The sequence below is a fragment of the Psychrobacter sp. CCUG 69069 genome (assembly GCF_021023115.1).
Lineage (GTDB): Bacteria > Pseudomonadota > Gammaproteobacteria > Pseudomonadales > Moraxellaceae > Psychrobacter > Psychrobacter namhaensis.
The window spans coordinates 139,519-162,343 of sequence record NZ_QQAI01000001.1 but is presented as its reverse complement, the minus strand read 5'-3'; the positions used below and the strand labels follow the sequence as shown (position 1 = coordinate 162,343).

Genomic DNA, 22,825 nt, shown 5'->3' with positions numbered 1-22,825 from the left:
ACAATTAAGCCCGAGTAATTAAATTATTTAGGTTTATTATGTGAATCAACAGCTAAGCTAGCTAGCTCAGACCTATATTCTTCGAGTACAGACTCCGCTGTATCTATAAAGACAGTTAAGTTTTGAATGCGTTCTTCTATATTTTCAATTTTATCTGTCTCTGCTGTCTCATCACCATAAAACCTACTTAAAAAGGATTCTGGAGAGTTAAAAGCTTCAATAGACTCAATGAGTTTCACAATATCATTGTTTTTATCAGCAATATCGTTAAGGTATTTTAAGACACAGTGTGACATGACTACTTTTGATGATTTGTCGATAGCTAACAGTCTTTCTTGCCATCCTGCTTCGCTAACTTCAAGTGTGTCTTTACTATCATAGGGATTAAAAAACGAGCTAATGGGTATAACGGACTGAGGGCTTATCTTCTCTAACGTATCAATAAGAGCTTGGTTTTTCTTAAATAAACTATCTTCATCTGCTAAGCGATATCTTAATCGCCAAAACTCTAAAATTATTTCTTTAATCTCAAGTTGAATAGTTTTTGTCTCGTCTGCATTACCATATTCTCTTTCTTTATCAAAAAGTTCAGCTAAATAGTGAAGCATCCATCTCTCTAAAGTACTGGTAGAGCTTTCAAGCCCATATTCTTCTACAAGATTCTTTCCTAACTGCTCCAGTGATTTAGTATCCATATAACTCGCCGTCCTTAGTGATTAAATATACTTTTTTACTATTAGGAATATACCCAAACTCCTTATAATAATCCTCGTCCTTTCCATGTCTTGAATGAAGTCGATGTTCACCTGAAAATGATACTATTAAGTTCATATTTAAAGCTCTAAGCATACTGATGAGAAAATGCTTAGAAACGAGCATTTTAGTACCACGGGAGTACTCTTGATTACGAGAGCGCAAACGCCCCCAATAAGACGTTCTAATAACTTCACTACCATTTTTATCAAACCAAGTCTTACCAAGTGAGTCACAGCTTATGTTCATAAGTTCAATAACACTGTCAGTAGGTTTTAGACTTCTATACTCAATAGATGCTGACCAAGGGTCTTTCTCGAAAATGGTATTATCGAACCATTCAGATTCTGATATAAATGATTTTAAATTAAAGACACCGTTGTCAATATTAAAGTCGTCGCCTTGTTTTGGTAAACAATAATCGCTAGGGTCTGTGTAAGACTGCAACGAACGCAATAAAGCAAAAGATGTCTTAGGATCTACTAAGCTTGAACGCATGTTAAAACTTTTTTCTTTTCTATCAAATACTTCTGTCCAACTACCCCATATGGGCAACCAATCGTTATCAAAATTGAAATGTTCATCAAAGTCGCTTGATGACATACTGTACTCCCAACTTGGACTATTCTGCTCTATACCAATATGCCACTCGGTCGTTCGTTTAGGTGTAGGGTCTCTATAGTTCGATAGCCAAACGCCATTCAGCAATGTAAAATCATACTTCGATAGCCAATAAGAAAATGTATACCAGTCTTGTTGAACTAAGGGCCTTTTATTTAGCAATATATCTGCCGCAATCATCAGTGAATGATAGTTTCTATAAAATTCTAAATCTTCTACTTCTGGTGCTGAGCCATGACTATGATTTGTTGCTTGCCACTCATATATTGAAGATGAGTGTCTGCTATCTGTTAATTTATTCGGATTATTAAACAAGCTATCTTTGACAAGAGATACTTCATAGTAGGCATATTTGGCATGTAAACCAAAATATTCGCCAAGAGGCTCAATCCAATAAGGTCCAAAATCAATACCAAATGAATCTACTTCAGACTTATCGATATTCTGATATTCATCTAAATTAACAGCTTCTTTTTCTATAACCTCAAAATTTGAAGTTCCAATTGACTCGTAAGCTTCTACTTCAGTCAGTGTTAAACTAATAATATCTTGCTCATGTAGGTTCAGAAGAATTTTAGCAGAATAAAAACGGATTAAAATGTGAGGTTTATCTGGATTTATATTAGACTTGAAGAAGTCAATATAAGGTGCTATTGCGCTGGCATGTCCATTAGAAACCTTTAAAAAAGCTATGAGCAACCATTGAAGGGCAGTATAACTGTAATAACTAAAACGGTTGTCGATAAACGCTTTATTAGTCTGCATATCTATCTGATTTATTAAAGCATCTAATACGGGTTTTTGTTGGAGCTCTACCAGTACTTTGACAGCATGAGAATTAAGCCAACGTGTATAAAGAAAGGGTGATGCTAACCCTGAGACAACATAACCTGCATAGGCTTCCTCAATATTATCTGGAGGTATCAAATGAGCAAGCCACTCACCGTCAGATATATCATCAGATAAATCTTGTTCTAACAAGGTTAAACCATATTCTAATACGTCTTTTGAGTCTTCAGGATCGATGATTTTACTAATCATGCTTACCATGTTAAATAGTTGGTCACTATCTAGAAGTTCCGCGCTTTCTGAACGCCCTAATAATACCTGTCCAAGTAACTCACTCTCTGGAAGATTAGATATTAAACTCATTACAGTAATTAACTTCAAGTCACCATAGCGAAGACTGATGAATAGCTCTAATGTATGCCTGCGACAATATACTTTGAATTGTTCGCTAAAACATTCTCTTACGGCTTCACGTTGTTTCCATTTGTCAGGTATTGTTTTCAAAATAAAGTTTAATCTATATACCCCTATTTTAGGATCATTTAAGGTCGACTCTATATAATCGTAAACGTAGGTATTAGACAGCCTATTATGAAGCTCGCTATAGTAGCTATCATCTAATGAACTATATTCTTTAATACTTAGGTATCTATCTTGAGCTGATTGATAATCGTATTGGCTATCTAGTTGATCATCGATAAAAACGTTGGCCCAATCTATACTCTCAACTGTAGAGCTACAATCATAACTGGAGTCTCTTGATTTAAGTTTATCAGGCTCATAGGTATCGAAAAACCGTTGTATATCATCTATTTGTAGTGAGTAATTATCGTATAGCTTTTTAAGTATAGTTCTATTGTTTTCAGATGGATTAGGTATAACTTGATATTGATAGACTATAAGAATCACAGCTTTTTGAATTTCATTATCTAAACTATTAAATTGAATACCATCTAATATGTCTTTTAAATAAGAACCTGTTTCTAGGCAAAGCAAGGAAAGAAGTGCTAATGGTGAGATAAGCTTATGTTCTAAAAGCTTTTCTCCTATTGCACTGATTACTAAGTCATCTTCGCCAAACTGTCTATCACGCCACCTACTTGCAATAGCTAAAGCTGAATTTGGATGGATATCAACGAGTGCTTTAACGGTTGCATCCCAGTTAAAATGGTCTTCGTATATATATTTATATGTGAGCTCAGAACATCTAGCGAATCTGTAGGCTAGTTCAGGTTGTCCACTATACGTTAGCCCAGTGGTATTAGAAGCATGATAAATTAAAGCCTCCCATCGAGAAAAGTTTTCATCGCCAATCTTACTACTGACTTCTATAGCTTTATTAAAATATGACTCAGCCTGCTTGGTATCTAACGGTAGTATTGCTCTTGCAACTTCTACAATATCGTCCAGTATCTCATTTGCATTTATTTGAGCTTTAATTGCTCTCTCGAAGTTTTGTTGACTCAAATCGTAAGCAAAGTCTTTAAGTTCAGAACGCTGACAGCATATTCTTGTAAACTCATTTAGGGTTCTAGGAAGTAATGTAATTTCCCTAATACTAAGATAATCAAATAACTCCTGTACTAACTGTTTTATGTTTTGACTATTAGTAATGATAATTTTAAACCATGCCCATGCAATGTCTTCTACCATACTACGATTAAAGCGATATTCATCTGCTTTAGGGAGATAGGAGTCATTTAAAACAATACTAATCGACTCTTCAATACCTGAAATGGTTGACGTAGATAACAGGCTATCAGCTAACAAGTTATACCAAGGAATTAACTTTTCAATATTATTGGTAATTTCATTCAGTTCAAATGAACTGTTAGATTTTTCGATTTTTGCTTTACTGTTTGCGTCAATAATGTCTTCTATTGTTAATTCGCTAGCTTGCCACTTAGCTAATAATGCATAAGCAAGCATATATATTGATTTTTCATAGTGACCACGAGTATCTTCAAGCTCATAAGGAAATCTGATTGGCATATAACGGGATAATATATCTGAAGCAGTTATCCCATTACAGACTTCAGATCTATAACATGCTAACAGGTAGTTCGTCATAGTATGCAAACTTACAGGTCGAGTTCCATCTTGTAATTCAATTAAAACGCCTTTACGACTTATAATTTTGAAAGATCTTGATAAATATTGAGCGGGAATATCATAGTTATGTTGAACGGTTTCGTTTACTATACCCAATGTGAAATAAATGTTATTGCTGGCATGTTGTAGCATGGACTTTAAATCTGCCAACTTGTTATAAAGTAGAAATTCCTGTGCTACTTGAGTTGCTACCATATAGATTACTGATTTTGGTTTCCATTTATTCAGCCAAATTAAGCTTTGTTCAGCGCCATGTATGTTGAAATGAGCAATAAATAGCCGCACAATATCTTTATCATCAACTCCTGTATGATATCTTCCATCTTCAGGTTGCTTGAACAAGCTATGAAGCCAGTCTTCAGCTACTCGAAGTTTACTTCTTGCTTCACTCATTAAGTTTTCTTTATATGAAAGCAGTTGCGCTTCATAGGCGAATTTTGCACCTAGCCATTTATTTTCTAAAGTGAAAATATCATTAGCGATTAACTCTTGTAACTTGTTATCATCAAAAAAAACTGAAGCTAAGTCTAAATTTTCTGCTATTAAGGCATTTTGTCGGGTTTGAGCGGCACTTTCACCACCAGCCATTAATGCTAGCTTAGCAACATCAACTAACCTATTAAGCTTAATGCCTGCTTTGATTGCAAATTGAAGCCGTTGTACTTCAATGTGTCTTCTTTCTAGTGAGGAGGTTTCAGGTAGAAGTTTAGAGCTTAAGACTGCATCGAAAAGATCTTCATATTCCTCAGCCTCTAGCATTAGCTGTGGTAAAACTGAGGCAACATAATGTGAGTCGCTAACCAGAGGTTTGAGCGTAGTGATATAAGCTCCAAGTTGTTGACTGTCTTTGGGACGATACTTGTCTCTAAACCAAGTTTCTGTTGGTTCATCAATAAATTGGATATAATCATCTAGTAACCGAATGGGATGTCCACCAATATCTGCGATAAAGCTTCTGATTTGCTCTTCAGGAACCTGTGATATTTTCGCGAGTACCTCGATAGGTAGTAGAGGTCTAAGAATCGCAATAGACTCACACAGCTTGTCTATTTTGGCGCTCTCAATAAAGTTATCTTCTTTAATCTTATCGACGGCTGCTTCTAATAAATCACTTATAGTGTCTTCAATGCTTTTAGGGTTTGTACCGAAGAAGCGTAGGGTTTCTGGTAAGCTTTGCTCTTTTGCCAGTGCCATATATTGGATACGTGGATTTTGAGATGTTAGTCTGTGAAATTCCGACACATCTGCAGGCGATATTTGATCATAGTGTTTTTCTAAATTATGCTTAGTCTCTTCAAGAGTAAAGGGGTTTAAATTAAGTAACTTAACTGCTGAAGGTGCATCAAGTAACGTCAATCTGTAGGGTCTACAGAAACTAATTAATTTGACATTGTCAGGAAAAGATTCTTTGATTAAGTCTTTAATAAAAGATCTGACTTCTCCAAATTCTTCAGCTGCCATTTGAGCGTTATCAGCGGCATCAATCACAATCGAAAGGATTGCGTTAGGGTTAATGTAATTAAGCTTCTCTGCGGCTTGCTCAATTCTTGATAAAAATGCTTTAATATAATCGAAATCTGTAGCTGAGGAGCTTGGAATTAAAGGATGGGATAACCCTTTTGCTGCTAGTTCATTAGCTATTTGAACCAAAGCTGTTCTGTGAGTATGCCTTAAAGTTGAGGTGTTTCTATAATCCCCATCCCCAAAACAATCGTAAACAATAGAGATTGAATCTTCAGGTAGGTATTCATGAATGTGAGAAGCAAAGATAGTTTTGCCAACACCACCTTCTGCTTGAATTATAAAAACATTGAAATTATCATCAATAATCTGGCTAGTAAGTTGTTGCTCTTGCTCACGTTGAATAGGGTTCTCAACTATCTTAATTAGATTTTTCACTGGAAATAGAGCGTCTTCATTTGTATTAAGCGTTCTTAAAACGTCGATTTTATTAATAGAGTTGCTATTTTGACTTTCGCTTAACGCCTTTCTCGTGATTAGCTCTTTTAAACTAATAGGGGAGTGTGCGTCAGAGCCAGCGAGATAAGTTGCGGTTTCTGAGGCAAGAATATTACGTTGTTCCCAGTAATCGTCAGCAGTGATATCAAAAGTTATTAATTTACAAAAGTCAGAGAGGTTTTGACCGTTTAAGCCTGTATATAGCTCAAGCTTTCTTTGATTAGTCAGCTTAGTAGAGTACCCTAAAGCTACTTGTTTGATACTCTCATGAAAGCCTTCATTAATAGATCTGTTCGATACGAATATAAACTTGAGCTTAGCTTGGGCTGATTCTTTACCAATAACCTCAATAAGAGCTTTGTAGCGGTCGCTGAAACCTTCTATCGTATTTCTTAGTTTACTTGGGTCAAAAGGAGTTTCCTTACTCTTCGTCGTATGCTTTAGCTGATAATATTTGATGCTATCAGCTGTCTCAAAACTTTCTCCGCCATAATATTCAGCGACGTCAACCACATATTCCCCATCAGAAACATGCTGGTCACCTAACTCAACAGAAGAGACTCCTTCTATCGTTATTAGCTTTAATTTGGAATCCGACTGTAGCAGTAATAAAGCTCTTCTTGATGCCCATAAATAGTGAAACTGGTCACCATCACGGCTTGTTCTGACTAAATCAGTTGACGACATTTTAAAGAACTCTTCTTGGAATTTTAGTAGGTTAGTAATATTTACTGATTATTTCAGCTTGTGTCAAGCTAGCATGCTGACAATAAAAGGACTCTATTGAGTTTAAAGCGTCTCTTAGTTGCCGCTGTGACACTTGAACATACTGTAGGGTAACATCATCGCTTGATTTAGCTTCACGATGATTGAGCAAGCGTTTAAGGACTGGATAGCTGATATTTAAGCTATTGGCTACCGTTCCGAAAGTACGACGCAGATCATGTGGAGTAATATATAGGTTTGCTTGATTACCTATGGCCTTGTAACTACCACTTAAGTCTTTTATATGATCATCGCTGGCTTGCAAGTCACTTGGAAATACCCATTGCTTACCAGAACTCATTCTCCACCTTTCTTCGAGTAGGGCCTGTAAAATATTACTAGTAGGCATATGATAATCAGAACCGTTTTTTGTATCTTTGAATATTATCCTGCCAGCTTTAAGGTCGATGTCAGACCACTTTAAAGACTGCGCTTCGTTTAAACGCACACCAGTAAACATAAAAAATAGCATGATATCTCGTGCATTATTGCTATGGGGCGCTTGCATGTGTGAGCTTCTATCAACATAATTTAAAAGCGTTTTAAGATACATACCTATATATTCTTCTTCAATATGTTTGGTACGTGGTTTAATTCTATTCCAGTCTTTTTTAGCATTGAGTATACGTATAGGTTGCTCTTTTATTAAAAAGTCTTCGTCATCATCTAAAAAGCTATCACGGCAATAATTCCAAACTGATCGCAGAGCTCTCATCGTTGCATTAGCCTGAGCTTCGCTATGCTTGCTTATCTCCTTATGTTTATCACTTATCATTGACTTAGTAATATCATTTAGAGAGATATTTAGCCAGACTTTTAGCTTATGTAGTATTTGACGGTCATAAGTGGTAATAGTGCCTTCAGCTAAGCCAGTCTTCGTTGATTTAAAGTAGTCATAAGCTTCTTGCAGTGTTGGCACATTATTGGTCTTATCTTTCGGATCTTCTAGGTTCTCATGAAGCCCGTCATAAACATGCATGCCTTTTTTGATGTTAGCCATCATTATGCTTGCTTTTTCACGTGCTTCGGTTAGTGTAATTAAATGCGTTTCTTCTACTTCGTCTCTATACAGCTTTCCATTGATGCGCTTATGCAATGTATAGCGTTTAGACTGCTTACCGACACGTAGCGCAAATCCAGTTAATACATCATCCATATAGATATCAGTACCTTTAGCGGTATAGTCTATTGAATCAATAAATTTTTTGGTAAGTTTAACTTTCATATATCACCCATGCAGCAGTATATAACCATAGTATTAGTAGTCATCATACTTTAATTACTACAAGGGTCAAAGTATCAAGATAGTATCAAAAAATTAATTATATCAGTGCACTTGCATGAAATTTAGACAATAAAAAACCCTTACAAGTCAATGACTGTAAGGGTTTGAATTTGGTGGGCCCAGTAGGACTTGAACCTACGACCAAAGGATTATGAGTCCTCTGCTCTAACCAACTGAGCTATGGGCCCTAACGTTAGACGCACAATGATACCTGATTTTTTCGATTTTTCAAGTAAAAGATGAGCGTATCAAGGATATTTTTTATCAAAGCCCGCTATCTCAGTCTCGCCTGATCGAGCAGTATCAAGCTTTGTAGTCACAGTCATTGTGAGTTTGTTTTTTTAAATGGTTGTTAATATGAGTTTTGTGCCTGTAAATGTTCAATTCTGGCGCATCGTAACGCCTCGCCAATTGCTGGGCCTTTTAGGTCTGGCGCAATGTCTTGCATACTGATAGCGTGAAAACTGCCTAACGCTATCATCATCTGTCGGTGCTGTATTGCCAGCTGTAAGGCATGGCTGGTCACGAGTAGTTGTGAGAGCTTTTCAGGTTCTTTATGAGCACCGCACGCTTGTATGAGGTCAATTTTTTCAGCAGCACTAAGACTGTTGAGAGCGCTTAGTTTGTTGGTCTGTTGAACGAATAAATTGGCAAATTGCGTTTGGGCTTTTGGTACTTTGGCAGTAGTGCCTATCTCGTTAATACCTGTCACAGTCGTGGTTACATTAGGGTTTGAGTCTGCATGCCTCACATTAAATAAATCTGCATTGAGACTAGCCATCAATAGCGCCCAACGTTGTGACAGATTCAACTGCATCTGACCAGAAAAATATAGAGCTGTCTGCACCGTTTCTCGTATGTGGTCATTGTCCCAAGCATGGTGCAATGGCGCAAAGTACTCTGTGAGCGCGCCAATGCTAAACAGCTGCTGCCAATACACATGAGGCGATAGCTGCATGGTCGCGCGGCTCGACTCTTGCCAAATCCGCTCCGCACTCAAATGCGTAAGTTCCCCAGAGCTAACCAACTGGCGCATCAAGGTTAAGGTTTCATCAGCGATGGTAAACCCCAAGTCATAATAACGGCTATAGAAGCGGGCGGTGCGTAATACTCTTAGGGGATCTTCGCTAAATGCACTTGAGACATGGCGCAACGTTTTATTTTCTATGTCTTCCAATCCGCCATAATAATCAATCACCTCACCATTGACTGGCGTGTCATCGGTGAGACTCATCACTTCTATGGCCATGGCATTAATCGTCAAATCACGACGTTGTAGATCTTCTTTTAGGCTGACATCAGGACTGGCATGCACACTAAAGCCTTGATACCCAACTCCTTGCTTGCGCTCCGTGCGTGCCAGTGCGTATTCTTCATGGCTAATAGGGTGCAAAAACACAGGAAAGTCTGCGCCCACTTGCAGGAACCCTGCGTCAAGCATCTCTGCAACAGTGGCACCAACGACAACGAAGTCTTTATCTTTAATAGGACGCGCTAACAGTTGATCACGTACGGCCCCACCAACCAGGTAAATTTGCATAATATTCTCTGTTTATTAAGTAAGAGCGAGCTGACCCAATGGACACTGATCAAAAAAAACCAGTCAATGCTTGTTCAACGGCATTGACTGGTTTTAGTATAGCAGACGGACTCTGTCAATAGATGACAGCGCCTATCTTAATGGTACGCTCACAATTTTATCAGACGCATGACGTACTATAATTTTCGTTTTCTAGGTCCTGAGCTTCAGTAACAGCAAGAGCGGTCATATTGACGATACCACGTGCAGTAGCCGATGGTGTCATAATGTGTACAGGCTTGCTAGTACCTAATAAAATAGGACCAATCGAGGCACTGCCGGTTGCCGTCTTAAGTAAGTTGAAAGCAATATTAGAGGCGTCAAGCGTTGGTAAAATAAGCAGATTCGCCGCCCCTTTTAACGGGCTTGATGGCATATGGTTTTGACGGATAATTTCATTAAGCGCCGCATCGCCTTGCATTTCGCCTTCGAAGTCAAAGTCTACATTCATATCAGTCAGTAACTGGTGAACTTTACGCATTTTGACAGCGCTGGCACGATTTGAAGCGCCAAAGTTAGAATGTGACACTAGCGCGACACGTGGCGTGATACCAAAGCGACATAACTGGTCAACCGCCAAGACCGTCATTTCAGCCAACTGTTCGGCTGTTGGATCTTCATGCACATAAGTATCAGCGATAAAGATATTACGATCTTGCATCAATACGGCATTCATGGCGTAAAAATCATTAACATCTGCTTTTTTATCGATGACGCTTTGAACGTACTCTAAGTGCAGTTGATAATGACTGAATGTGCCGCAAATCATGCCATCGGCATCGCCATTATCGACCAGCAGTGAGCCAATTAAAGTGGTTTTACGACGTACATCACGACGGGCAAGCTCAATACTCACACCGCGGCGTTTGTTCTTTTCGTAGTAACCCTGCCAGTAGTCTTTATAGCGAGGATCATCATCTGGATTGACGACAGTCATGTTTACGCCATCTTTTAGACGCAAGCCCAGTTTTTCGATATTGGCTTCAATCACTGAAGGACGACCAACCAAAATGGGCTTCGCTAGCTGTTCGTCAACGACGACTTGTACCGCAAGCAATACATTGTTGTCTTCGCCTTCACAGTAAACAATACGTTTTGGATCGGATTTGGCGCGGGCAAAGATTGGCTTCATGACAAACGCTGAGTTATAGACAAACTCAGACAAACGCTGACGATACGCTTGCAGATCATCGATAGGCAAGGTTGCAACACCTGAGTCCATGGCCGCTTTAGCAACCGCAGAAGCGATTTCGATGATTAGGTTTGGCTCTAGAGGACCTGGGATTAAGTAGTCGCGACCAAAACTTTGCATTTTTTCGATGTTTCTAACGTTGGTGGTTGGTGTCGCCTCAACGTGTGCCATAGCAGCGATTGCTTTTACGCAAGCCACTTTCATCTCTTCGTTAACCGTTGTTGCACCAACATCTAATGCACCGCGGAAGATATAAGGGAAGCATAAGGCGTTGTTTACTTGGTTTGGATAGTCTGAGCGACCTGTCGCCATGATAACGTCTGGACGGACAGCATGTGCCAGCTCTGGCATGATTTCAGGGGTTGGGTTAGCCAAAGCAAAGACGATAGGGTCTTTTGCCATACGGCGAACCATATCTTCAGACAAAGTGCCTGGCATTGATAGTCCTAGGAACATATCAACATCGTCCATGACTTCTTCAATCGTCGTCGCAGTTGTATCGCGCGCATAGCGCTGTTTGGTTTCATCAAGGTTTTCACGGCTGGTGCTAATAATACCGCGTGAGTCTGAAACAAAGATATTGTTTTTATCAACGCCAAGCGCACAGATAATATCTAGACAAGAAATGGCTGCCGCACCTGCGCCTGAACAGACAATTTTAATCTCTTCAATTTTTTTGCCAGTAATCAATAAAGCATTGAGCATCGCCGCTGCAACAATAATTGAGGTACCATGTTGGTCGTCGTGGAACACTGGAATGTTCATGCGTTCACGCAGCTCACGCTCGATTTTAAAACACTCTGGCGCTTTGATGTCTTCTAAGTTAATGCCACCAAAAGTAGGCTCAAGAGACGCAACGGCTTCGATGAACTTATCTGGATCGTTTTGGGCAATTTCAATGTCAAAAACGTCGATACCTGCGAATTTTTTGAACAGGACACCTTTACCTTCCATGACGGGTTTTGACGCCAATGGACCAATATTACCCAATCCCAATACGGCAGTACCATTGGTGATCACCCCAACCAAGTTACTACGAGCGGTATATTTAGACGCAAGTGTTGGGTCTCTTTCAATCTCAAGACAAGGCACTGCCACACCTGGTGAGTAGGCCAGTGCTAAATCGCGCTGGTTGGCCAGCTGCTTGATAGGGGTAACTGATATTTTACCTGGGCGTGGGAACTCATGGTAATGTAAGGCAGCTTGTTCAAACTGCTCTTTTTCTGTACTAAGGGTGTCCGTATTCAAAGTGGTATCGTCATTCATAATAATTGCCATGGTTGGAATAAATTGGAATAAAGTAAATGGTGATAAAAAAATAATGTCTCACCCTCATCCAAATCATCGAATGATAAAATCAAAGGGTACAGAGACACTAAAAGAAGTAATAATCGGCGATTAAATATCAAGTCAAAAAACAATGCTACAAAAACCGTTATTCTAGCATTATTGGCAATTCACTGCCTAGTCAACAGCGGTGAAATCTGCGAATAATATAATAAAATGATATTCATTATTTAGCTAGTTGATAATGCCAAATAATGCGGCTATATAGCAACCCTAATTTCACAATGTTTCCAAATGCTATCGCAGTTTACTAAGACGAGCAGCTAATCGGCATTTGCGGGGCGTTAGGCATAGGCGGGGTACTATCAAGCTCGGTGGCGATGTCTTGTACCTGATAAGGGTCAGCCAGTAAATTAAACACCCGATTTACTTCTTCAAATTGACCTTGTTCGGCGGCAGTAATCGCTCGCTGTGCCATACTGTTACGCAAGACATAAACAGGATTATTGGCTCTCATATCATTGATAGCTTGTTCAAAAGATACAAGCTCTATTTGTGCCAAATAACTGATTGACCAGTCTTGCCACACTTTTTGTGCTTTTTGATCGAGCTCCGCTGTCATCGTTGCCAGCAGCTGCTGCTCATAAGGATGTTCATCAGGCGCTATAAGACCCAATAGCGCCCTAAAACTATTGGTATAATCCAGTAAGTTGTCTTCTAACAGTGTCAACCATTCAAAGGCCAACGTTAAGCTATCCTTCTCATGTGGCAGTCCAAGCTTGCGGCACAGCCCTTGCTGATAGTGCTGCATAAAGGTCGCTTCGTAAGGTGCCAAGCAATCTGATAGACCATCACGAGTAACCTCTTCTAGACGCATAAAGTGCGGCAGCCAGATATTGAGGTTCCAATGACCGATAGCGGGCTGGTTTTGATACGCATAGCGTCCTGTATGGTCAGAGTGATTGTTGATCCAAGCAGGATTAAAGCGCTCCATAAACCCAAAGGGGCCAAAGTCTAAGGTACTTCCCGTGATGGATAAGTTATCTGTGTTCATCACGCCATGAGCGAAGCCAATCAGCTGCCAGTCAGCAATCATACGCGCCGTACGTTCCACCACGGCGGTCAAAAACGCTAATACTGGCGCTTTACTATCACGGCACTTGGGGTAGTAAGTATCAATCATATAGTCGGTAAATTCACTGAGCAAATCTGGCGCAAAGCTGGTAATCCATTCCACATGACCAAGGCGGATATGACTGTCAGCCACACGCATCAAGGCGGCGCCTGCTTCCATTCGCTCGCGGCGTACTTTCGTATCGGAGACGACAAACCCCAAGGCGTTGGAGGAGGGAATACCAAGCTGGGTGAGCGCGTGTCCACACAAGTACTCGCGGATGGTACTACGCAGCACCGCGCGGCCATCCCCCATCCGTGAGTAGGGGGTTAGACCAATACCTTTAAGGTGCAAATCCTGCAATTGGTCGTTGTTATCGAGTACTTGAGCCATTAACAAGCCGCGTCCGTCACCCAGTTGTCCCGCCCATTGTCCAAATTGGTGACCAGCATAGGCCATGGCCAGTGGTTTAAACGCGGTAGGTACATATTGACCACCAAGAATATCAACCCAGCGCGCCATTAACTCGTCGTCATCTGCCCAGCCCAATTGCTGTGCAAGCGGTGTGTTGAAGTGACCTGCACGTGGATTGTCCAATGGTGTCGGTGGCTGCTCATGATAAAGGCGCGTGTCCAAATTAACGTAGGTGTTTTGATAGCGCATACACAGCTCCCATTGAGATCTAATATTGATTAATGAAGTCACTATAGCACAGCCTTCGTAGCGCATCGTGTCACTCTGTCCATCTCTTGTAAACCAGGCGTGCTCAGCTGTTTTACACCCCACCCAAAAAATACGACTAGCAGGGTCAAACTTGCTTAGTCTACTAAATATAGGACTTACCCTCATTTTCCTTGCGCTCTATACTTTTGGAAAGGTAATGAGTGAAAGGACACGGCTCATAGCCTATTATAAATGACATAAAAAAATCCCTCTATCTGTTACGGATAGAGGGAGGGATAACGTCACAATACGGAATATGAACTGTTCACAAGTCGTTGGCGTTTAAGCGGCTTTGGTATTTTGGCCAATAGAGCGAAACGCGGTTTTTAGATTGCTGTTATGCTCAAGTATTTTTTGTTCAATCTTGGCATAGTCATGCTTTAACTTGTCATCAACCTCATGTATGCGATCAGCAAACTCTGTCTTTTTTAGCTCAATGGTTTTGGCTTTTAGCGCTTGCCACTCTTCCACAGTTTGAGTGAAGGCATCATATTCAAACTTGATACGATCTTGGAAGCTTTTCATTGCATGAGGCAGATCAAGACCACTCACTGCTGCTGTTTCAATCTGCTGTTGTGCTTTTTTGAATTGCATTTGCACTTCGGCATGCTTAATAGTCGTATCATCAACCGTACGTAACTCAGTGGTTAGGCCAAACTTTGATAAGCCTGCAATCAACCACTTAGTAGGGTCATACTGCCACCATTTTACGCCGTTACGATAATCATATTGGAAGAAATGATGGTAGTTATGATAACCCTCACCCCAAGTAAAGATGGCTAAGAAGAAATTATCACGGGCGCTGTTGGTATCGGTATAAGGACGCGTACCAAACATGTGGCATAGCGAGTTAATAAAGAAAGTAAAGTGATGCGTTAGTACCAGACGTAGTAGACCTGCTAAGACTAACGTACCCCAAACGTCACCGATTAACCAACCAACTGCCGCGACCATAGCGACGTTCGTTGCCAATACCCATAAACCATAGTACTTATGCTGAATTTGTAGCACTTTGTCTTTGGTCAGATCAGGGATGTTTTTGTAGTCAAACTTACCACTAGGATAATTGCGTAGCATCCAACCAATGTGACTAAACCAAAAGCCACGCTTCGCTGAATAAGGATCGTCTAAGCGATCATCAACATGACGATGATGACTACGGTGACCAGATACCCAGTCAAATGCAGAACCCTGCACCGCTAAGGTAGAGCCAAGTAACAAAAAGTTTTTTACCACTGGATGCGCTTTATACGCACGATGCGACAGTAGGCGGTGATAGCCCGCTGTGATGCTGATGCCTGTCCACACCATAAAGGTGCCAAATACACCCCACACTGGCGCGCTAACCTCATGAGTAAATAAGTACCAAGGCGTAATGATAGCAGCAGCAATAGGCGTGGCTACCAAGATTGTCGCTGGAATCCAGTTGATCGGTGCCTTCGTAAATTCAAACTCGCGCATGTCAAGGCTCTCTTCTTTGGGAGAGACGTCAACTTGTCCGGCAGCATGCGCGTAGTTGCGTTTAGCCACAGGTTGCTCATCGAGTGAGCTTTTCGTTTTATTCTCGTCAAAACGTGTTTTAAAGCGTGTGACTTGAACGCTGGCGGCTTTTACAAGCGTGTCACCAGATTTGATAGCGAAACGTAAGCCTTTAAGCGGGAAGCCAAGTGCTTTTTTTGCAATCATATAATATCCCTAGCGGTATTAATTTAAGCCTATATAGTACCTTAAAAAACCAATAAAGTGAACACTTATACACTATAAAAATATTGCTAAATAACAATAACTTGTATGGATTATAGAATGTTTTGACAAAAATATCGGGTGACTTATCAGGCAGGGGGTAAAAGTGTAAGTAACACTGTAGATATGTAGAGCCTCTCAAGTAAATAAAAGGCTGGCTAGGTTTTTCAATCCAGTAATAAGTGACGAGGATAATCAGTGATAATGACGTCAGCTTGCCATCTGATGAGCTGCTTAATGGTATCGATATCATTGACCGTCCAAGCACTCACGGGCAGACCATAACGATGGCTACGTTCTATGACCGACTGGCTTAGCAGAGGGTAATGAATACCCAACTGGATACAACCAAGTTGTAGGGCAGTGTTGGACGCAATTACCAAAGTCTCAGGAGTGCGAATCAACAAGCCACGTGGGATATGTCTTAATAGTGTGCTGCGTTGTAGCCGTGCGTGTAGCTCGACATCAAAGCTGGTTAGGACAATAGGTAGGTTAGCCAGTGGGCTGTCAACTAAGTCTTGGCTCAGCGCTCTAATGAGTTTGCCGTAATCAGTGCGGCCATGGGTTTTAATCTCAAGCTCAATATACGTAAAACCACTTAGTACAGGCGCTATGCTAGCCAATGTCGCAATTTGATGATCGAGTTGTCGATGACGTTGAATCTCAGCAACACTTAATTGATCAAGGCGTGATTGCTCTCCGCACATACGCGCTAAGTCATCATCATGAAACACAACTAAGTGGCCATCGGCGCTTAATTGCACATCAAACTCCACCCCCGTTAAGCCGTGAGCCTTAAGACGTTGAGCGTGCTCGAAACCTATGAGTGTGTTTTCTAATGCCTCACCACGAGCACCGCGATGACCTAATAAGAGCGTATGTTCGAAATTTATCATATCAATACACGCTGTGAGCTGCTTTTACCAGTAAGCATATAGGGCCAAATGAGCAGCGTCTATAGGTAGGATAGGGAGGTGTTTGTTATGTTTTTGCAACCAAGTACCCGTTTTACCTATAATGGATGGCGTTATTTGTACATCCATGGGCTACACTGATGACCATTTCATCCAAACACCGTATAATGATGTGATTTTCAAGCCTATGACAGTTCGGGTGACGGTTTGAGCATCAATCACTGTCTGTCAGTGGCGGTACGAATCAGTAAATGGGAGCAAAATAAATATGAGCGTAGCAAATAAGAGTTTGAGCAAGTGGCAGAAAGTTGCTGGAGTCGGCATAGTATGTAGTTTGGCGCTTGTAGGCTGTGATCGCTCAGAGCAAGAAGACGTTACCGAGACGGCAGAGGTCACAGAGCAGGAGTCAGATGTGACAGAAAATGCGGCAGCCACCGCCGTCAGCTGTGATGACCCAATGGTACAAGATCGTCTCAAAACGGCTCTAAAAAATACGCTCAATCAGCAAGCACAAATGCTGGCTACCAACTACGCCAATGATGCAGAAATTAGTCTGGCCAGTGGCGTTGTCACTGATAAAGTAAATGGGGTTATGATTGATATACAAAACGCGGCGGTTTTACAAGCAACCAATAACAATGGTATGACGACCTGTCAGGCAAGCGTTAGCATGACCTTACCAAGCGAAGACTTGTATCAAGCCAGTCAAGTACAAGCCGCTAATAATCAGCCAAGCTTGCAATCACGCTTAGCGCAAGACAATATCCGTATCAATAACAATATGCTCGTTGATGATGCCTTTACCTATGTGGTGGGTACTCAAGGTGGGCAGGTACGGACACGTATCGCTGGCCAGCCAGCATTGATTACCGTGGTGGCCGATGTGATGGCAGGTTCTGTGTTTAAATCAGCGATAGATGATCAGCGTGCCCAAATGGCCGCTGAGCGCCGTGCAAATGCACAAAACAATGAGAGTCAGTCAGCACCAACTCGTCAGCCTAGAACGGTAACGCCCGTTGAGCCAATTCGCCCGGCTGAGCCTGCTACGCCGCCGACCATCAATAATCCAAGTAGCAACCAAAACAGCTCTACTGATAACAGAGCACCTACGGAGGCGGCCAAAAAACCGACCCCAGCCACTGCACCAAAAGCAGTACCTAACGATGAAAGCATCGATATGGTTATTATTGAAGATGAAAGCGCCACTTATTAATTAAGCGGTAAGGTGAACACTGTTATTAGGCGTCGTATCAAATCAGCAAAAAACCCGCAATCTTAGGTTGCGGGCTTTTTTTGTCTCTTATAGTAGCGTTTCAATGGGCTGCTGTTGTCATCTAGACCTATTTGTCATCAGCAAATTTTTGTAATACTTGGCTGTTCCAGAGTACTTCAGAGGCTTGTTTGGGATCAGTACAAAAACGCGCGGAGACGAATAACCAGTCCGACAAGCGATTGATAAAGCTCACTGCTGTACCGCGAATCGCTTGCGGACGTTGCTGTTGTAGTAGCACCGCTTGGCGCTCAGCCCGGCGACAAACACTACGTGCCACGTGCAGTTGGCTGACCAATACTGAGCCTGTCGGTAAGATAAAATCTTTTAGCGGTGGCAAGGTTGTATTCATTGTGTCAATTTGCTCTTCTAACCACTCAATATGAGTCGCATTGACGCCCTCATATTCTGGCATAGCAAGCTCACCGCCGATGTTAAATAATAAATGCTGAATGATGACCAAGGCTTCCGAAAACTCCTTGCTTATAGATTGCCCTGTATTTTTTTGTAGTTGAGCACGCACTAGGCCAATGTGCGAGTTGAGCTCATCAATATCGCCCATGACGTTAAACAAACTGTCGGCTTTACTGACTCGGCTACCATCCGCCATGCCAGTGCTGCCATCGTCTCCCGTGCGCGTATATATTTTGCTTAAGCGGTTGCCCATATCTAAATCCTTACCTGTTTTTATGATTGAATCACGTTAGTTGCGCGCTCATTGTAGTATTTTATGGCTGTTTTCGCTAAGATAATGGGTTAAATTTTATATTGTCGCCGTTTTTCAGTCATTGTTATTATCATCACACCGTAACAGTGGCAGTCAGTGTTCCTTGCTAACAAGAGGCGGCCAGTATTGTTAATGTTATTTTATCTACTCTATTTATATGAAAAGGCGTTTTAACTATGTCCACACCACTTGCCGATGCAATGTCTCAGCTTGCCATTTATGATTCAATGACTGGCGGCAAACGTCAGTTTGTACCACTCAAAGCAGGACAGGTAGGCATGTATGTGTGCGGTATGACCGTCTACGATTATTGTCACATTGGTCATGCACGGGTGATGGTGGCCTTTGATATGGCGGTGCGATGGCTCAAACAGTTGGGTTACGACGTTAATTATGTGCGTAATATTACCGATATTGATGACAAAATCATCGCTCGCGCTCGCGAGAACAGCGAAGACATTGGGGCGTTGACGCAGCGTTTTATCGCAGCGATGCACGAAGATGCGAGCGCACTTGGCTGTGAGATGCCAGATGCCGAGCCACGGGCAACCGATCATATCGAAGAGATGCAGCAAATGATTGAGACGCTGGTCACGGGCAATTATGCGTATGCAGGAGATAATGGCGATGTTTATTATGCGGTTGATAACTTTGCAGGTTATGGCAAATTATCGAAGCGCAATCTTGATGATATGCAGGCAGGCTCGCGAGTCGATGTCGAAAATAACAAGCGCAATCCGTTTGATTTTGTACTTTGGAAAGCGGCAAAACCTGATGAGCCGCAGTGGGCGTCACCATGGGGACAAGGGCGTCCAGGTTGGCATATTGAATGCTCGGCAATGTCGACTAAATGCTTAGGAAACACCTTTGATATCCATGGCGGTGGTCATGATTTGCAGTTTCCGCATCATGAAAACGAGATAGCACAGTCTGAAGCCGCGACTGGTTGCGAGTACGCACGTAACTGGATGCACGTCGGCTTTATCAATGTCGATGGCGAAAAAATGTCTAAGTCACTAGATAACTTTTTTACCATTCGTGATGTGATGGCAAAGTATCTGCCAGAAACCGTACGGTTTTTCTTATTATCAAGCCATTATCGCAGCCAAGTGAATTTTTCTGATAGTGCCTTGGATGAAGCGCATAATAGCCTAAGCAGATTATATAATGCATTAAAACTGGCTGAACAACAAAAAGGACAAACGCTAGTCGTTGATAAGACATCTATAAATGATGCTTATCGCAGTGCGGCGGGACAAGACTTTATCAAAGCGATGAATGATGATTTTAATAGTTCTACGGCGATTAGCGTGTTATTTGGGCTGGCGCGTGATATCAATAAAGCCGTTAAAGCTGAAGAGATGGATACCGCATGGCAATTGGCGCAGCAACTCAAAGCGTTGGCGCAGGTGTTGAATGTTTTACAGCAACCAGTGCAGCAGTTTTTGCAGGCAGTGATTGGTGACAAAGCCGATGGTGGTTTAACAGATGCGGCTATCGACAGCCTAATCATCGAGCGTGCAGAGGCCAAAGCCAATAAAAACTTTGCGCGTGCGGATGAGATACGTGAGCAATTAAAAGAGGCGGGTATCGAGCTTGAGGATAGCCGCGCTGGCACAACATGGCGCCGTGCATAAGGGAGAAGTTACAAAACACACATAATTATCGTTATAAAGTAAGTCAGCCTTGGGCTGGCTTTTTTTGTAGACTGCATTAAGTCAAGGTTATATTAAGATCGATTTTTTGTACATAACCTCCTTTCAAACTAGTGGTTTTTAAAAATATGAATACTCTCAAAAATGGCGCTGTTGGAGATCAGGTTGTGGCAAGTGGTTTTGAGTGCGACCACTACCGAAGTCCAGAGCGTTTTACGCTGTGCTGGAATCTCCTGCCATTGCTACTAGGTTTATTCGTTATTGTCCTGAGTGTGGTTTGTGTCCCTGCCAATGCGGCAAGCAATCCCGATTCACTCACGGAGTACGCGACCCAAAAAGTCAATGATATTAAAGACGAAGGCGTGAGCGTCTCTGGTGTCGCAGAAGAGATGTTCGATCCTACCGAGCGAAACGCTGTCGAACAAGCGGGTACCTTACAAGGTGATGCTGGGTTGACAGGGGAGTTTCACGAGGGTTATTACTTATTAGACAAGCTCAATGTAGGCTTGCCACCTTTGGCTGAGCCACCGAATCTCACCACACCGCTTGCCACTTTAGAGTTTTTTCAGTCAGCGGTGATGAAGCAGCAATACGGCTTGGCAGCTCATGCGCTGAATATGAATCTGATTGATAAGGAGAATCAACGCACTCGTGCCCTTGAGTTGACGAAACAACTTGATTTTTTACTGTCTGAAAAAAAACTTTATGTGTTTGATGAGTTGCCAGATCGTCCTGATGGTTTGATTGAGCCGCCACTGGGTAACAACAGTAGCGTAATGGGGACGGCCAGACGCTCTATTCAACTTGGTTACATGGATTATCGTGAGCGCCGGGTGCCTATTTATTTGCAGCGGGTACGGGTTGAGAACAACGCGCCTATTTGGGTGTTTTCTGCTCAGACCGTTGGCAATATCGACAATCTCTATGAGCAATATCATCCAGCAGAGTTTGAGCGTTATCTGCCTGTGTGGCTAAAACTTAAGTTTTTTGGTATCGCTTTGTGGGAGTTTTTAGCGCTCCTCTCATTTTTCTTCGTTACGATGGGGATTGGTTGGCTATTGAGTAAGGTGACGGGGAAGCTGATCAATCGCTATGTCGATGACGAAAAATATAGGACGTATGTTGGTAGTAGCAATGGTTTGGTAGATTTGGTTAGTAAGCTAACCGTGCCTTTGACGTTCACCATCAGTTTTTTGCTGGTTTTTACCTTGGTCTCAGGTGGATTTCCTTATTTAGATGCCGTTGCCTCATCAACCCGCCCGCTGATTTGGATTGGTTTGGTGTTTAGTACCATGTGGCTGGGCATTCGTATCATCAACTTCTTTGCCAACCGCTATCAAAATATGCAGATTGAAAATCTGTCTGAAGAACATTTTGACAAGGAGCGCCGACGCCGCACATACGTATCGATTTTTCGCCGCGTTTTTATTTTTGTCATGATCCTCGGTAGTATCTGGATTGGGCTAAGTGAATTTACCAACATGGAAGGCCTTGGCAAGACGTTATTGACCTCGGCGGGTATTGCAGGTGTGGTCATCGGTATCGCCGCGCAGCCAATATTGGGTAACATCATCGCAGGCTTGCAGGTGGCGGTGACCCAGCCTGTGCGCATTGGTGATACCGTCATGATGGAGGGAGATTGGACGACGATTGAGGATTTGCGTTATACCTACGCTGTGCTAAAAACGTGGGATGAGCGTCGATTGATTGTGCCGATGCGCCGACTGATTACCGAAATTGTAGAAAATTGGTCACACACAGAGGTGCATCAAACTTGTGTGGTCTACTTGTACGTTGACTATGGCGCAGATATTGAGGCCATTCGAGACAAGTTTGCTGAGGTGGTTAAGGAAAATGACTTATGGGATGGTACAACTGATCCTGAGATGGTCACAGTGTCATTAAGCGAAAATACCATTAAACTGCGTGGTAGCGTGGCATCTGATGGGCCTATGAGTGCTTTTTACTTAGAGTGTCAAGTACGTGAGAAGATGCTTAATTATCTGTACCATGAACAGAAAGCTTACTTACCAGCCGAACGTTTCATATTAAAGGACAAAAATGAGTAAGCAGTGACTCAGTGTTATTAGGTAGATGCTAGTAAAATACTCTGATAAATATAGCATGCGATTCGTCTGCTTATTTGTTATAATATGGCGTTATTTTTAAGGGATAAATGAGCGATTAAGTGTAAGGCGGTGCCACATAGGCGTGTCCTTACCACTGATAAATCAATAGCAATTTTCGAGTGTGGTATTTAGCTGGCTCATTGCTGATTATTTAAAGCGCTGTGATTGTCAGTCTTTATCAAAAAAGATTTGAAGATCATACAGTTAT

At 41.8% G+C, this 22,825-nt stretch carries 12 protein-coding genes and 1 tRNA gene; 3 read left to right on the top strand and 10 right to left on the bottom strand.

Annotation, left to right across the window (positions count from 1 at the left end; all coding sequences use genetic code 11):
- Positions 1 to 23: 23 nt before the first annotated feature.
- From DVY93_RS00650 to DVY93_RS00610, 9 genes are all read right to left on the bottom strand, one after another.
- The gene (locus DVY93_RS00650; RefSeq protein ID WP_102078011.1) at positions 24 to 695 is read right to left on the bottom strand and encodes a hypothetical protein; all 672 of its coding nucleotides are present in this window, start codon (positions 693 to 695) and stop codon (positions 24 to 26) included.
- Complete coding sequence (locus DVY93_RS00645) at positions 685 to 6,921, bottom strand: hypothetical protein (protein ID WP_102078010.1); 6,237 nt, start codon at positions 6,919 to 6,921, stop codon at positions 685 to 687. Before DVY93_RS00645 ends, DVY93_RS00650 begins: the two co-directional genes overlap by 11 nt.
- A 31-nt stretch (positions 6,922 to 6,952) precedes the next feature.
- The gene (locus tag DVY93_RS00640) at positions 6,953 to 8,224 is read right to left on the bottom strand and encodes an integrase family protein (RefSeq protein WP_102078009.1); all 1,272 of its coding nucleotides are present in this window, start codon (positions 8,222 to 8,224) and stop codon (positions 6,953 to 6,955) included.
- A 171-nt stretch (positions 8,225 to 8,395) separates the two neighbouring features.
- A tRNA-Ile gene (locus tag DVY93_RS00635) sits at positions 8,396 to 8,472 on the bottom strand.
- A 164-nt stretch (positions 8,473 to 8,636) separates the two neighbouring features.
- Entirely contained in the window at positions 8,637 to 9,824 is a 1,188-nt protein-coding gene (locus DVY93_RS00630) for a tRNA nucleotidyltransferase (protein WP_230708380.1), read from the bottom strand.
- A gap of 160 nt (positions 9,825 to 9,984) precedes the next feature.
- Positions 9,985 to 12,321 (bottom strand): NADP-dependent malic enzyme, encoded by a 2,337-nt coding sequence (locus DVY93_RS00625; RefSeq protein WP_193006977.1) that lies wholly within the window; start codon positions 12,319 to 12,321, stop codon positions 9,985 to 9,987.
- Positions 12,322 to 12,652: 331 nt separating this feature from the next.
- On the bottom strand, positions 12,653 to 14,119 hold the full coding sequence (locus DVY93_RS00620; RefSeq protein WP_230708379.1) for a protein adenylyltransferase SelO: 1,467 nt from the start codon (positions 14,117 to 14,119) through the stop codon (positions 12,653 to 12,655).
- A 342-nt stretch (positions 14,120 to 14,461) separates the two neighbouring features.
- Positions 14,462 to 15,640, bottom strand: a complete 1,179-nt coding sequence (locus DVY93_RS00615) for an acyl-CoA desaturase (RefSeq protein WP_230708661.1) — start codon at positions 15,638 to 15,640, stop codon at positions 14,462 to 14,464.
- Between the two features lie 449 nt (positions 15,641 to 16,089).
- Positions 16,090 to 16,818, bottom strand: a complete 729-nt coding sequence (locus DVY93_RS00610; protein WP_193006975.1) for a glycerophosphodiester phosphodiesterase — start codon at positions 16,816 to 16,818, stop codon at positions 16,090 to 16,092.
- A gap of 286 nt (positions 16,819 to 17,104) precedes the next feature.
- On the opposite strand from DVY93_RS00610, the gene DVY93_RS00605 reads away from it, so the two are divergent.
- Positions 17,105 to 18,049 (top strand): hypothetical protein, encoded by a 945-nt coding sequence (locus DVY93_RS00605; protein ID WP_193006974.1) that lies wholly within the window; start codon positions 17,105 to 17,107, stop codon positions 18,047 to 18,049.
- A gap of 127 nt (positions 18,050 to 18,176) precedes the next feature.
- Here DVY93_RS00605 and DVY93_RS00600 read toward each other — a convergent pair whose 3' ends face one another.
- A complete protein-coding gene (locus DVY93_RS00600) occupies positions 18,177 to 18,773 on the bottom strand; it encodes a cob(I)yrinic acid a,c-diamide adenosyltransferase (protein ID WP_193006973.1) in 597 nt (198 codons plus the stop codon).
- 236 nt (positions 18,774 to 19,009) lie between these two features.
- Here DVY93_RS00600 and cysS point away from each other — a divergent pair, with 236 nt between their 5' ends.
- Positions 19,010 to 20,470, top strand: a complete 1,461-nt coding sequence (gene cysS, locus DVY93_RS00595) for a cysteine--tRNA ligase (protein WP_230708378.1) — start codon at positions 19,010 to 19,012, stop codon at positions 20,468 to 20,470.
- 146 nt (positions 20,471 to 20,616) lie between these two features.
- A complete protein-coding gene (locus DVY93_RS00590; RefSeq protein ID WP_230708377.1) occupies positions 20,617 to 22,557 on the top strand; it encodes a mechanosensitive ion channel family protein in 1,941 nt (646 codons plus the stop codon).
- Positions 22,558 to 22,825: the final 268 nt, after the last annotated feature.